Here is a 13683-nt window from a genome sequence, read left to right as displayed (position 1 = left end):
CGACTTGCACCACCACCGACAGCTTAAAAGCCAGGCTGTAGTCCCGCTGCGTCCGCTTGATCCCTTGCTCCATCTGGCACCTCCTCGCCTCGGCGAAAAAGTGTCAACCTATTTCAGGATGGGTCACCCTGGTAAAAAAGGTCGTTACATGCGTCATCGAGAATGCTGGCGGCATACCTGAAGTCGCCCGAGGAGACGGCATGGAACATGGCATCGTCCAGCATTCCATTGCTGCAGAACCAGTGGGCCGCACGCCGGTGCAGGGCATATAACCGGGTTTGACTGCTTTCACTCAGTCGCTTCTTCAGGAATTGCGAGAAGAGATGGTGATACCGATACCAATTTTCTTCTTCGTCGAGCGAAAAGATAAACAGGCCCTGTCGTTGGAGTTGCTTGATGATGGCCCGGCTATCGTCGCGTTGGCCTACCTCGTCACACAACGTGTAGCAGAACTGCCGGAGAACCGACGACTCGAGCAGAAAGCGCTGGACCTCTTCACTCTGCGCCGAGAAAACGTCGTCGGCGAGAAACGAACCGACCGAGCGATTGCTGCCTGAAAGGCCGTGCAGTCGCTCGTCCCAGTTATTGCCGTTTCCGACAGATAGCGAGACTAACTGGAGTCCTGCTGCCCAGCCTTCGGTCTTTTCGCACGCGAGCTCGACCAGCCTGTCGCTTGGCGGACTTGCGTTGCTGCTCTTGAAGAATTGATGAGCTTCTTGTACCGAGAACCTGAGCGTTGTCGAGTCGAGCTCGCCGAGTTCGCCACGGGCGCGTAACCGTGCGACGCTGAAGCCCGGTTCTGTCCGACTGGCTATGGCAAAGTGCATCCGTTCCGGTGCATCGCGCAGCAAGCATTCATACAGGTGTTCGCCGGGTGTGCCGGCAATGGCATGAAGGTCATCGACAAAGAGGAAACCATCACCGTCAGCGCGCTCCAGTTCGTTACACAACATCGCGCCGATCGTTTCCGGCGACACATTGCGCTGTGCTTCGAACAGGGTCTGCATGGCGCTGTCGAGACCAGGCACGATCCGGGAAAGGGCCGATGCACAATGCATCGCGACTTCGGCAAGGGATGCGCCAATCTCCCCCACACTGATCCACCCTACGGCCGCTTCCCCTCCAGCCCGCAGCGCGTCATGGAGCTGTGCCATCAGCAGGCTCTTGCCATAGCCGGCTGGTGCGCGCACAAGAAGCAATCGGCGTGAACGCAAGTGTTCCAGCGCCGTTGGCAGTACCTCTCGCGGTACCGCGGCACCTGCTCTTGTTGGCGGGCGTAACCGGGTCGCGATCACGGGCAGCATCTTCGTCGTCCTCCTCCAGCCGTATAGCCGCTCGCAAGCAGGCTTCCGGTCATTTGGTTTCTTGTCTCCTCACAAAAGCATACACGCGTGTCCGCGGCCAGGTTCCTATCGAAAGATAGGTTTGTCGCGTTCGCCTTCCTTGGATGCCGATCGCCCGGAAGCCGAAATCGGTGCGACGGGGCCGCCGCGGGAAAACACCTAGTAGTAGCCATCACCCTTGACGGGCGGGCGCTGCGTCAACGACGCATGCCCATGTCAGCTCGGACACTGCATCTCACCTTCCTTTATGCAGGTGTGTGAACGTCCGTCGATTACTACATTGACGCTTCAGAAGCGCCGCTTCCCGAAGCCTGGATGTGGCGCAAGGAATACATGGAGACACAGACATGACCATGAGACGCCAATTGGAGGTGCCTCTCACCTCGATCGCCCTTTCTCAGGCGGGTAGTGCTCGCAGTGCTCGTTCCGCATTGCCGCTCGCTCCCGTGTGCATGACCGGCTTGATCGGCGGAATTTGACAGGGAAAGGACATGAACACTCAGACGCATACGCAAAATCTGCGCAGATGCTTCGGACGCTTTCTGACGGGCGTAACCGTGGTGACTTATCGCACCTCTGAAGGCCCGCGTGGCGCGACGATGAATTCGTTTACCTCGGTATCCCTTGATCCAGCACTTGTGCTGATCTCGGTTGCTCGGTCGTCCCGGACGTGCGTAGCTATTGATGCGCAGCCTTTCGCCATCAATGTTCTCGGATCCGATCAAGTCGATGTCGCTTCGCACTTCGCAGGTCGGAGCAAGGAGGGCATCGAGCTGGTCTGGAGCGACGACGGCGCGGCCAACACAACACCGGCTCTTGCAAATGCTATTGCTGTTTTTCAGTGTAAGCCATGGCGGCAGTATGACGGGGGAGACCACGTTCTGGTCGTCGGCGAGGTTACATCGAGCATCTTGCGCGATGGAGACCCACTGGCATTCAGTGACGGGCAGTTTATGAGCATGGGTCTTCCTTTGCTCAGTTGACCACCCGAAATTCATCAGGATGATCGAGTGGCGCCAGCCTGTCGCCAGTCGGGCCCGCCATGGGGCCGAGATCGGCAGACCATCATAAGCACGACAAAACAGTTCAGAAAATCACAGGAGCAGAGATGAAGATCAGTCTATTTTCGCAAGCGGCGTATCGGGGGTTGCCAGCAGACTTCGAACACCAATACGAGTCGGTGTGCGACACCCCGTACTCGCTTACCAATCAGGATGGCATTTACGCGGATGTTCGAGACTTCCTCGATGTGCTGATGGTTGCCGCTCGAGCCGGATTTGATGGGCTCGCCGTAACGGAGCACAGCCAGTCGGCGTACGACATGATTCCCAATCCGGACCTCATCGCCAGTGCGCTGGCTTATATGACCGAGTCGGAGAACATCCCGGTCGCGATCATTCCGATGGGACGCTCGCTCGGTAAAGCCCGCGAACCGCTTCGCGTCGCCGAGGAATACGCGATGATCGACGTCATGAGCGGCGGTCGGCTTGTGGCGGGGTTCCCGATCGGCTTGTCTTACGATGCGGCGATCAACAATGGCATCGCGCCAATCGACATTCGGCCTCGTTTCGACGAAGGGCTCGAACTGATTCTGCGGACCTGGCGGGATAAAAACCCCTTCCCGTTCAACGGACGATTCAGCCAGCATCCGACAGTCAACATCTGGCCGCGGCCCTTGCAGGAGAATATCCCGGTCTATATCACGGGCACCGGCAATCCACGAACGATGCAGATGTGCCTGGAACGCAATATGGCGTTCAATTACCTGAGCTGGTTTGGGGCGAAACTGACCGGCAAGCGAATTTTTGACCGCTTCTGGGAAACCGCCGACCAGCTCGGCGTGGCTCGTAATCCGTTCCGGATGGGATTCGTGCAGACCATCGCGGTAGCAGAAACCGACGCGCAAGCAGAAATCGACTACGCGCGGCATCTGGAATACGGATTCCGAAAAGGTCTGGGAGCCATCCCGATCGAAAAGCTGGGGTTGCCGGGAGGCATCGATATCAAGGGTGTCGAAGCCTTGATCAAGGACCCGGGTGACTTCGGGATGGTCGAAAAGTTGCGCGATGCCTCTTATCGTGACCTCGTCAATGCTGGTTGCGTAATCGCCGGCAGCCCGGCAACCGTACGCGAACAATTGGCCGAATACATCAAGCTCTACGGCATCGGGAATCTCCATGCCATGTTGACATTCGGATCCCTCCCTCGGCACCTCGCCATCAAGAACGTCGAACTGTTCGCAAAGGAAGTCGCGCCTTACTTGCGTGACATCTGGAAAGATTCGGATCACGAACATCATTGGTGGCCGGCCAAGCTCGGCGGACGTCCAGGCCCGGTTACAAATGGCACGCGCGCAACCGTCGGTGGTTCCGAAACGCAAAAACCCGGCCGTTGAGGTCACGAGTTTGCCAGAGTGCTCACATGTCAAAAGGAGACTGTTCAATGAATATGCCAACCCGGGCCGCGACCCCGGACATCACCGAACGCACACTTCGAGTATGGGGTGGTCGCATCAACATGCGCGTAAAGGTCGCGGGTGCCGGACAACCCGTCGTCTACCTGCATCCGTCAGCTGGACTTGGCTGGGATCCATTTCTGTCCTGGCTGTCTGAACACTTCACGGTCTACGCGCCCGAGTTTCCCGGAACGAGCGCTGGTGATCCCTATGCGATTCACTCGGTCAACGCGCTTGGCGACGTCGTACTCGTGTACGAGGAGGTCGTCCGCACCTTGGGGCTCGTCAAACCCATACTGATTGGCCAATCATTCGGCGGCATGCTCGCGGCAGAACTCGCGGCGGCTTTTCCCAATCTCGCCTCCCGGGTCGTGCTGCTGGATCCTATTGGTCTGTGGCGCGAAGACTTGCCCGTTGCGGACTGGATCTCCGCTCGGTCGGAGGAACTTCCGTCGCTTCTGTTCCACGATCCGGCGAGTCCGGCTGCACGGTCCATGCTTGCGCTTCCCGAAGATCCCGGCTTGGCGGCCGCTGCCATCGCGGCGCGGGTCTGGGCCTTCGGCTGTACCGGGAAGTTCGCCTGGCCTATCCCTGACCGAGGCCTGAGCGCAAGGCTGCATCGGATCACTCAACCGGTCCTGCTGGTCTGGGGGAGGGAAGACAGGCTGGTTCCGGTCGGATATGTCGACGAATGGCAGGCTCGACTCCTGGATTCCAGAGTCGTTGTCATCGATAGCTGCGGCCATATTCCGCAAGTGGAGAAACTTCCCGAAACAGTGGCGGCAGTGAGCGATTTCGTGCGCATCGAATAGCGATCGCACGGCGAATCTTGTGGCGCCATGGTACAGGGTACGTGGTGTGCGTACCCTGTTATCAAGTTAGGAATACTATTAAAAAAGGTGAGGAGATGATCAATTTGATTAGAAGATTGCTGCCTGCAACGATGGCGATTCTCGCGCTTATGAATACAAACGCGGACGCGACCGAGAACGGCCTGATCAGTTACCCCGTCGGAGTCAATACGGTGCTCGACGGCGTACTGCCTCCACCTGGCGCCACGCAATTCTATAACTACACGCTCTATTACGTTGCCAACAAGTTTGCTGGATCAAACGGAAAAAATCTGATTCCTGGATTTCATCTCGATGCGTTTGTCGATGCACCGAGAGTCGTCCATACGTGGGGGACAACTTTCGGCCCGTTCAGTGTCTCCAGTGGCGTGATTGCCCCGGTATTCCATCTGCACCTGACCACGCCTGGAGGAACCGGCAATCGGACCGCGCTCGGCGACATCATTCTTGAACCATGGCTGATCAACTACGCGAATCCGTCGCACACGTTCTTTGCATTTCTTGCCACTGATGTGGCGGTCCCCAGTGGAGCGTACTCCGTGAACCGCATGGCCAATACCGGATTGAACACGTATGCGCTCATGCCTTATATCAGCACGACGTGGTTTCCCACACCCGCGTGGGAAATCTCGACGACCACACTTGTTGAAATACAGTCGCCAAATTCTGCCACGCACTATCACTCGGGCGTGGTTGGAACCCTGGATTATCTTGTCGGCTATTCGTTGAACAACAAGGTTCAGTTCGGTTTGCAAGGATATTTTCTGAAGCAGGTCACCGACGACACCGTGAACGGCGTCCCGGCTCAGGACGGTGGTTTTCGCGGACAGGCGGTCGCCATAGGTCCGCAACTGCGGTACATGTGGTCACCGGCGGCTGGAATCGTGTTCAAGTACCAACATGAATTCGCCGTACGCAATCGCCCGCAGGGCGAGAAACTTTGGATGGAAGTGAGTTTTCCGCTCTCGTAGCGCGATGAACTGAATTTTTAGGGGGCGCCTCGCCGCACGGCAACAACGGCGTCATGCATTGCTGACGCGGCTCTGGTGCGGTTTCGACGCCGAATTTTCCCTGAAGATGGTCCTGGAGCAACTTATGAAGATCGTTGACACATTGCCGACATGTCCAGATGGACCCGTGGCACTGACGATTGGCAACTTTGATGGCGTTCATCTCGGTCATCAGGCAATGATAGACAGGTTGAAATGCATGGCGAAATCGAGAGACCTGCCTGCATGCGTGCTGACGTTCGAGCCACACCCTCGCGAGTATCTGTTTCCCGAGATCGCTCCGCGAAGACTCACAACGCTGAGCGAAAAGGCGGCCCTGCTGGAGCGATATGGCATCGACCGACTCTATGTTTGCCCTTTCGATAGCCACATGGCCAATTTGCCGGCTGAGCTGTTCGTATCACAGGTTCTCGTGGGCAATCTGGGCGTGCAGTGGCTTCTGGTCGGCGAGGACTTTCGCTTCGGTGCGAAGAGACAGGGAGATCTTGTGATGCTGAGCGAGGCCGGTCGTGCGTTGGGCTTTGAAATTGAAACCCAGCGCGATGTAAGGGCGCTAGGTGATCGAATTTCTAGCACTGCGGTGCGAACGGCCCGGGCGCAGGGGGATCTTGACCGGATGTGGTTGTTGCTTGGTCGGCCCGGTCTGCTTTCCGATGCCATTGCCTGCTCAACATGACATCTGTCGTCAGCTGTGAGCGCGATGAGTCCCGGGAACGCCAGGCATCGCCGCGATGGACAGGCTATCAGCCTGGGCGACGAGTGCGGAATCTCAATTTCGTCTGGAATCGTTCCCCTCTCGAATATGAGAGGGCGGTTGTCAGTTTTGTCGGTTCCCCACCAAGATACGAGCGTGCATAGTGGTAACGCCGTCACGATCGGCTATGAGCAGGGCGCACCACGCGGCTGGGTTGGCGAGATCAATGGCTGTGGCCAGACGATACAACCAAAGTCGCTCGCTCGGTGGTCAGCAGAATCCAACTTTACAGCGGCGCCGTCGTCGCTGTTCCGCCAGAACTGGCGGCTTGATCGAAAGGGCAAGACGGTAGGGGCTCTGCGGCGGCGGAGGTGTTTCATCAACCCATCTGACCGGCATATCTGAACGATTGGTTAGGAATACTTGATTGTGAAGGAAGCGCCTTGAAAGCTTATGTGATCGACCGTATCGGCGGCCCGGAAGTCCTGCAACTCCGCGATATCCCGTCCGTTCCGCCGAACGCGGATGAAGTTCGTATTCGGGTCCGTGCGTTTGGCCTCAATCGTGTCGAGACCTATTTACGTGCCGGCAAGATGGGGACTGTCGACGGCATGCGCGTACCGGGCGTCGAGGCAGTCGGGGAAATCCTCGAGGATCCTTCCGGTATGTTCCGGAGTGGCCAGCGCGTCGCGACCGTAATGGGCGGCTTGCAGTTCAGTCGCCGGGGCACCTATGCCGAAGAAGTGACGGTGTTGCGTACCAACGTGATCGATCTCGACGGTACTGCACTGTCATGGGAAGCGCTCGCGGCACTGCCGCTTGCCTATTTGACGATCTGGGGCGCGCTGAGTTGCAGCCTGGAAATCGAGTCGGGACAGACGATTCTCGTGCGCGGTGCTACCTCGACAATCGGGCTGGCGGCTGTTACTTACGCCAAAGCACGAGATCTGCACGTGATCGCGACGACACGCTCGAAAAATCGCGCCGAACAGCTTCACATCGCCGGCGCAGACGATGTGATCATCGATAGCGGAACCATTTCCAGCGACGTGCTTCGACTCCATCCCAAGGGGATTGATGCCGCGCTCGAAGTGGTCGGTGCGTCAACGCTGCGCGACACGGCAAGGACGTTGAGACCCTTCGGCGCTGTCACCGTGATCGGGATGCTGGGTGGCCCGCCCATCCTTGAAAAATTTGATCTGATGGCCGATCTGCCCCCGGCTGTTCGGCTTGCCTTTTTCCCGGCGCAGTTGCTCGGCTCGACTGCGCTCCCGCTGACACATTCGCCACTGCGCTCGATTGTCAATGACGTCGCCGTGGCTCGCTGGCCGTCGCATCTTCAACATACGTTCGCTTTCGATGAAGTACGCGAAGCACACGAGTGGATCGACAGCAATCGCGCACACGGGAAGCTGGTGGTGCGAATCTGAGCCGGGCGCGAACATTCCGAAAGCAGGGTGTCACCCTCCGCTAGTCTTGATAGGCAGCGCGTGCTGCATTAACGCAGGAGATGAAAAATGGGTAACGAACAGTTCGACTATTCCGGCAAGACAGTCCTGATCACGGGAGCTGCATCGGGTATCGGTCGGGCCACGGCGCTGGCGTTTGCCGAACGCGGCGCTCGGCTGGTGATCGGTGATGTGGGGCAAGGTGCCAACGAAACCGTGGAGCAAATCCATGCGTTAGGTGGAGAAGCGATCTTCGTGAAGACCGATGTCAGCGACTCCGAAGCCGTTCGCGCGCTCGTGACGACGGCGGTGGAGACTTACGGGAAGATCGACGCCGCATTCAACAATGCGGGGATTTTGCCGCGAACGGCACCTTTCGCCGAAATGACGGAAGAAGATTTTGACCGGGTGATCGCCGTCGATCTCAAGGGCGTGTTCCTGTGCGTCAAGCACGAGATCGAAGCGATGCTCAAAACGGGCGGCGGTGCGATCGTGAACACGGCTTCGGTCGCGGGGGTGATCGCAGATCCCGGGATGGCGCCGTATGCGGCAGCGAAACACGGGGTGATCGGCTTGACGAAGGCCGCGGCCCTCGACTACGCAACCCAGGGAATCCGTGTGAATGCGTTGGCGCCGGGTCTGATCCGTACGCCGATGACGGACCGCTGGCTGAGCGATCCGGCAATGACGCAGACCCTGATGGCGAGCAGCCCGATGGGGCGTGCAGCGGAGCCCGAGGAAATGGCTGGCGTGGTGCTGTTCCTGTGTTCTTCCGCGGCGTCGTTCGTCACGGGTGCGGTTTGGCTTGCCGACGGTGGTATGACGGCACATTGAGGCACGGCATACGCGCGATTGCGCGAGAGAAAGGAATGCTTGATATGAAGGATTCCATATCTTGTAGGAAGGCGGTTGTAGGTGCAACGTTTTATTTTCAATTTCCGGCAAGCGCATCAGTCGAACGTGAACGCGACGGCCGGGCATCCCATCTGAGCACAGGATTGGTATATGAGCAATTCACGTCATCTCATTGCGAAGGATCAGGTAAGCGCCGTCACTGAATCGTCCACTGTTTTGAAGTTGAAGACGAAGGATGATATTGAAGCGACGCGAGCCGCCGTGCGCATGTTCAGCTCGAAAGTGGACGACACTTTTTTCGGGAAGAGAGTCCAGGTAAACGAAGATGTGAGCGTCCTCGTATACGGTCCTTCGCAAAGCGCAGAAAACGAACTGTTGCCTGCCATTTTCTATATCCATGGCGGTGGGTATGTAGCAGGGGCCGCTGATCTGTACGACAACGAGCACCACGAGGCGGCCGCAAAGCTGCACTGCGTCGTCGTCGCGGTGGATTACCGGCTGGCTCCTGAAAACCCGTACCCGACGCCGCTGAACGACTGTGTTTCCGGCATCACGTGGGTTGATGACAACGCAGAGCAGCTTGGCATCGACCGGGAGAGAATAACGGTGATGGGGGAAAGCGCAGGGGGCGGTCTCACTGCTTCGCTGTGCCACTATCTGAGGGACAAGACAAAGATCACCCCCAGGAACCAGGTCATGCTGTTTCCGATGCTGGACTACAAGACGTCTGCCAATCCCGCCGAGGTCAAAAACAAATACGCCGGCGAGTATGTGTGGACCCACGATGTGAACGACTTCGGATGGAAATATCTTCTTGGCGGAAACAAGGTGGAGGATATCGAGATTCAATACTACTCGCCGTCGTACGCGCCGAGTCTCGAGAATCTGCCTCGCACGTACATTGCAGTCGGCAGCCTCGATCTGTTGCTTGATGAAAGTCTCGAGTACGCCAGGAAGCTCAGCTGCGCCGGCGTACCGATTTCGTTGGAGGTGGTGGCCGGGGCCGTTCATGGATTCAACTTCATTCCCAGCGAAACAGCGAGGAAATTCAACGCGCGACTGAGCGAGTACCTGATGTCTGTTTTGTAGTGCTGCGGGTGGCAAGCGAACCGGTGTTGGAAATCGTTTGCCATCCGGTGGTGGGTGATGGATGAGACGTAGCGCCAGGTCCGCACTTGAATCAATTTGTTTTGGCAGCGTTTTGCCGACATGAAGTGCGGGGAGTTCGGGCCCGACGGGCTTTCCCGGATCGAATTGACGCGTGGCGATCCATCCGCTCAAGACATTGGATGGAGATGTGCGCTCAGGCAAATATTCGGCGAGAAAGTTGAGCCGGATGACCGGACGGATTCCGTCCGGCTGGTGATGCGCGGCGGCACGGAGAGCCGCGGCCGGCCGCGCTTCGTGCCGTGTCGGCCGGCGCGTGACCGGTTCAGATCGTTTGCGACCGGACCACGCGAACCGGGACCGACTTGTACGACGGTGTGCCGCTTTCCTTGTCGATGTAGTCGAGCGGGACGAGTACGTTCGCTTCCGGGTAATACGCGCCGACGGATCCCGCGGCGATGTCGTAGGCGATCGCCGTGATCTTCTCGAGCCGCATCGGCCGGCCGCCGGATGTGGCGGTCTCGATGTCGACCAGATCGCCGTGTTCGAGCCCGCACGCGGCCAGATCGCCCTCGTTCATGAACAATACGTCGCGTCGGCCGAACACGCCGCGATAGCGGTCGTCGAGCCCGTAGATCGTGGTGTTGTACTGGTCGTGGCTGCGCAGCGTCACGAGGCGCAGGATGTCGTCGCCGTGAACGGGTGCATCTTCCTCGACGCCGCTGAACACCGAGAACATCGCCTTGCCGGTCGCCGTCGGCCATTGGCGTTCGGTCGGCGGCAGCGGCAGCCGGAATCCGCCCGGCGCCCTGATCCGTTCGTTGAAATTCTCGAAACCCGGTATGGTTCGTTCGATCAATGTGCGGATCTCGTCGTAGTCGGCGATCAGGTCCAGCCAGGCGACCTTGCTCGCCGGCAGCGTTGCGTGCGCAATGCCGGCGACGATTGCGGGCTCGGAGCGCAAATGGTCGGACGCCGGCGTGAGCTTGCCCGACGACGCATGGACCATCGACATCGAATCCTCGACGGTGATCGACTGCCGGCCGGTTGCCTGCATGTCGAGCTCGGTGCGGCCGAGCACCGGCAGGATGAACGTTTCCTTCGCGACCAGCAGGTGCGAGCGGTTCAGCTTGGTGGCGAGATGCACGCTCAGGTCGAGCTTCGCCATCGCCGGGAACGACTGTTCCGAATCGGGCAGCGCGACCGCGAAGTTGCCGCCGAGGCAGATCAGCGCCTTGGCGGTGCCATCGATCATCGCCTGCATGCCCTTGACGGCATCATGGCCGTGCGCACGCGGCGCTTCGAAGCCGAACACGTCTTCGATCTTCTTCAGGAATTCGGCCGACGGCTTTTCGGTGATGCCCACCGTGCGGTTTCCCTGCACGTTCGAGTGACCGCGCAGCGGGCAGATGCCTGCGCCGGGCTTGCCGATATTGCCGCGCAACAGCAGCAGGTCGGCAATCAGGCGAACGTTCGCGGTGCCCGTGTTGTGCTGGGTGATGCCCATCCCGTAGGTGACGATCGTTGCATTCGCCTTTGCATAGGCGTTCGCCACTTGCTCGAGTGCGGCACGCGCGAGCCCGCTTTCCCGCTCGATTGCGTCCCAGCCGGTCGCGACGAGATCGGCGGCGAACGTGTCGAAGCCTTCGGTGTGCTGGGCGATGAACGTATGGTCCAGCACGTTGCCTTGTGCGGTGTCCAGGGCCAGCAGCGCCTTCATGATGCCCTTGAGCGCGGCCGCGTCGCCGCCGGCCTTGACCTGAAAGTAGGTCGACGCAATGCGCGTCGACCCATAGGTGGCCATCTCGACGGGATTCTGAGGGTCGGCGAAGCGTTCGAGCGCACGCTCGCGAAGCGGGTTGAACACGATGATCGGCACGTTGCGGCGCGCGGCTTCATGCAACGTACCCATCATGCGCGGATGGTTGGTTCCCGGGTTGTGGCCGATCGAGATGATCAGGTCGCACACGTCGAAATCTTCCAGCGATACCGTTCCCTTGCCTATGCCGATCGACTGCGGCAGGCCGACACTCGTCGGCTCGTGACACATGTTCGAACAGTCGGGAAAGTTGTTCGTCCCGTATTCGCGTGCGAATAGCTGGAACAGATACGCGGCCTCGTTCGACGCGCGGCCCGACGTATAGAACTCGACCTGCTCGGGCGGCAGCGCGCGCAGCACTTCGCCGATGCGCGCGAATGCGTCATCCCACTCGATCGCGCGGAACGTGTCGGTCGCGCGATCGTAGACGAGCGGATGCGTGAGCCGGCCCATGTTCTCCAGCTCGTAGTCCGACATGCGCAGCAGCGACGACACGGTGTTAGCCGCGAAGAACTCGGGCGTCACGCGCTTGGTCGTTGCTTCCCACGTGACGGCTTTCGCGCCGTTCTCGCAGAACTGGAACGTCGACTTGTGTTCCTTGTCGGGCCATGCGCAGCCGGGGCAGTCGAAGCCGTCGGGCTGGTTGGTCCGCATCAGCACGATCGGCGCCTTGAGCGATTCCATCTGCGTGCGGACTGCTTCCGCCGTTGCACGGAGGGCGCCCCAGCCGCCGGCCGGGCCATCGTATGCCCGGATACCCGGGACGTCGCGTCGTGCAGTCATGTGAACTCCGTTGTTGTTCAGGTCAGCTTGAATGTCGGCCGGTTTTGGCTGGTCACTGTGCCTGTTCGCATCGCGATGCGGAATCGACAAATCTGATAACCTCCCTCTCAAATTCGAAAGGCTGATATGGATCTGAATGCTGTCGAGATGTTCGTGATCGTCGTGCAGGCGGGCAGCCTGTCGGCGGCGGCCGTACGCACGGGTATCCCGCTGCCGACACTGAGTCGTCGGATCCGCGCCCTCGAAAGCGAACTGGCCGTGCAATTGCTCGAGCGTTCAGTGCGTGGCACGCGCTTGACGGATGCCGGCGTGCGGCTCTACGAACACGCCAGTCGCGGCATCGAAGCGCTGGCCGAGGCGCGGGAGTCGGTGGTGGGCGCGCAGCATGAATTGAAAGGGTTCCTGCGTTTGTCGTTGCCGCCGACGTTCGAAGTGTGGTGGGATCTGCTCGGCGAGTTTCAGGCGCGTTATCCGGGTATTCGCCTGTTCGTTCATACCACTGAGCGCCGTGTCGACCTGATTCTCGACGGCATCGATGTGGCGTTGCGTGTCGGGGCGATCGAGCAGGAGTCGATGGTGGCGCGCAAGATCGCAATCTATCGGCATCGGCTCGTCGCGAGCCCCGCGCTGCTCGAGCGTTACGGCCGACCGGAGACGCCGGACGATCTGCATCGTTTGCCGTGTGCAACCTGGGGGCGCGGGGCGTACGCGCCGCCTGTCTGGCATCTCGGCGACACGAAATTCCATCCGCGCCCGGTGCTGTCGACGAACGATTACTCGCATCTGCGCAACCGCGCGCTCGTCGGAGATGTCGTGACCGAACTCCCGCCGTTTCTTGTCACGGACGAGTTGCGCAAAGGCCGGCTGGTCTCGATTCTGGACGACTATCCGTTTCCTGCCGTCGAGCTGAACCTGCTGTTTCCGTCACACCGACATCCGTCATCGATCGTCAGGGCGTATCTCGACTTTTGCCAGGCGTACTGGGACGCGAAGTTGAGTGATGTCGTGAGCGGGGCAACGCCTCCGGATTCGCACGCTTGATCCGGTGATCCCGGGCATCGCCCCCGGCCCCGTCCCGCTGCTTGCTTCGTGGCGATCTGATCGCGATTCGGTACGACGCGACGGACCGTGGCGTTGATCCCGAACGGGATGCGCAATGCGGAATAGGATCGATTCCAGTTCTTCTGTTTCCGTCGCCGTGACCGCGCAGGGTGTTACATCAAATGAATGCTCGGGTGCATATCGCGACCCGGCGCAAGACATCGGGCACGCGGGTTCATTCTTCCTGCGCTCGGTCGATGGCTTCTCGAGCGAATCC

General features: G+C 59.5%; 11 protein-coding genes. 9 read left to right on the top strand and 2 right to left on the bottom strand.

What is annotated here, in order from left to right; translation table 11 throughout:
* Positions 1-113: 113 nt before the first annotated feature.
* A complete protein-coding gene (locus tag LGN19_RS35325; protein WP_226219798.1) occupies positions 114-1304 on the bottom strand; it encodes a hypothetical protein in 1191 nt (396 codons plus the stop codon).
* A 530-nt stretch (positions 1305-1834) separates the two neighbouring features.
* Here LGN19_RS35325 and LGN19_RS35320 point away from each other — a divergent pair.
* From LGN19_RS35320 to LGN19_RS35285, 8 genes are all read left to right on the top strand, one after another.
* The gene (locus LGN19_RS35320) at positions 1835-2326 is read left to right on the top strand and encodes a flavin reductase family protein (protein WP_226219797.1); all 492 of its coding nucleotides are present in this window, start codon (positions 1835-1837) and stop codon (positions 2324-2326) included.
* A 125-nt stretch (positions 2327-2451) separates the two neighbouring features.
* Positions 2452-3738 carry an LLM class flavin-dependent oxidoreductase gene (locus tag LGN19_RS35315; RefSeq protein WP_174957426.1) on the top strand — a complete coding sequence of 429 codons (1287 nt, stop codon included), beginning with the start codon at positions 2452-2454 and terminating at the stop codon, positions 3736-3738.
* A 47-nt stretch (positions 3739-3785) separates the two neighbouring features.
* On the top strand, positions 3786-4610 hold the full coding sequence (locus LGN19_RS35310; protein WP_226219796.1) for an alpha/beta fold hydrolase: 825 nt from the start codon (positions 3786-3788) through the stop codon (positions 4608-4610).
* A gap of 131 nt (positions 4611-4741) precedes the next feature.
* Positions 4742-5620, top strand: a complete 879-nt coding sequence (locus LGN19_RS35305) for a transporter (protein ID WP_374102083.1) — start codon at positions 4742-4744, stop codon at positions 5618-5620.
* A 124-nt stretch (positions 5621-5744) separates the two neighbouring features.
* Positions 5745-6335, top strand: a complete 591-nt coding sequence (locus LGN19_RS35300; RefSeq protein WP_174957425.1) for a hypothetical protein — start codon at positions 5745-5747, stop codon at positions 6333-6335.
* A 461-nt stretch (positions 6336-6796) separates the two neighbouring features.
* Complete coding sequence (locus LGN19_RS35295; RefSeq protein ID WP_174957424.1) at positions 6797-7783, top strand: zinc-binding dehydrogenase; 987 nt, start codon at positions 6797-6799, stop codon at positions 7781-7783.
* 87 nt (positions 7784-7870) lie between these two features.
* Positions 7871-8635, top strand: a complete 765-nt coding sequence (locus LGN19_RS35290; RefSeq protein ID WP_226219795.1) for an SDR family NAD(P)-dependent oxidoreductase — start codon at positions 7871-7873, stop codon at positions 8633-8635.
* Between the two features lie 171 nt (positions 8636-8806).
* Entirely contained in the window at positions 8807-9745 is a 939-nt protein-coding gene (locus LGN19_RS35285) for an alpha/beta hydrolase (protein WP_226219794.1), read from the top strand.
* Between the two features lie 343 nt (positions 9746-10088).
* Here LGN19_RS35285 and LGN19_RS35280 read toward each other — a convergent pair whose 3' ends face one another.
* Positions 10089-12365 (bottom strand): FdhF/YdeP family oxidoreductase, encoded by a 2277-nt coding sequence (locus LGN19_RS35280; RefSeq protein WP_226219793.1) that lies wholly within the window; start codon positions 12363-12365, stop codon positions 10089-10091.
* A 126-nt stretch (positions 12366-12491) separates the two neighbouring features.
* Between LGN19_RS35280 and LGN19_RS35275 the strand changes: the two genes are divergently transcribed.
* Positions 12492-13406, top strand: a complete 915-nt coding sequence (locus tag LGN19_RS35275) for a LysR family transcriptional regulator (RefSeq protein ID WP_175220719.1) — start codon at positions 12492-12494, stop codon at positions 13404-13406.
* The last annotated feature ends 277 nt before the right edge of the window (positions 13407-13683 follow it).

The organism is Burkholderia sp. AU30198, from assembly GCF_020419825.1.
Taxonomy (GTDB): domain Bacteria; phylum Pseudomonadota; class Gammaproteobacteria; order Burkholderiales; family Burkholderiaceae; genus Burkholderia.
This window is presented reverse-complemented; position numbering and strand designations above follow the sequence as displayed.

What these genes read in the sequence shown, in the direction of transcription:
- LGN19_RS35325 (WP_226219798.1), bottom strand. Translation starts at nt 1,304, where the DNA reads ATGCTGCCCGTGATCGCGACCCGGTTACGCCCGCCAACAAGAGCAGGT.
- LGN19_RS35300 (WP_174957425.1), top strand. Translation starts at nt 5,745, where the DNA reads ATGAAGATCGTTGACACATTGCCGACATGTCCAGATGGACCCGTGGCA.
- LGN19_RS35285 (WP_226219794.1), top strand. Translation starts at nt 8,807, where the DNA reads ATGAGCAATTCACGTCATCTCATTGCGAAGGATCAGGTAAGCGCCGTC.
- LGN19_RS35305 (WP_374102083.1), top strand. Translation starts at nt 4,742, where the DNA reads ATGGCGATTCTCGCGCTTATGAATACAAACGCGGACGCGACCGAGAAC.
- LGN19_RS35290 (WP_226219795.1), top strand. Translation starts at nt 7,871, where the DNA reads ATGGGTAACGAACAGTTCGACTATTCCGGCAAGACAGTCCTGATCACG.
- LGN19_RS35310 (WP_226219796.1), top strand. Translation starts at nt 3,786, where the DNA reads ATGAATATGCCAACCCGGGCCGCGACCCCGGACATCACCGAACGCACA.
- LGN19_RS35275 (WP_175220719.1), top strand. Translation starts at nt 12,492, where the DNA reads ATGGATCTGAATGCTGTCGAGATGTTCGTGATCGTCGTGCAGGCGGGC.
- LGN19_RS35320 (WP_226219797.1), top strand. Translation starts at nt 1,835, where the DNA reads ATGAACACTCAGACGCATACGCAAAATCTGCGCAGATGCTTCGGACGC.
- LGN19_RS35315 (WP_174957426.1), top strand. Translation starts at nt 2,452, where the DNA reads ATGAAGATCAGTCTATTTTCGCAAGCGGCGTATCGGGGGTTGCCAGCA.
- LGN19_RS35280 (WP_226219793.1), bottom strand. Translation starts at nt 12,365, where the DNA reads ATGACTGCACGACGCGACGTCCCGGGTATCCGGGCATACGATGGCCCG.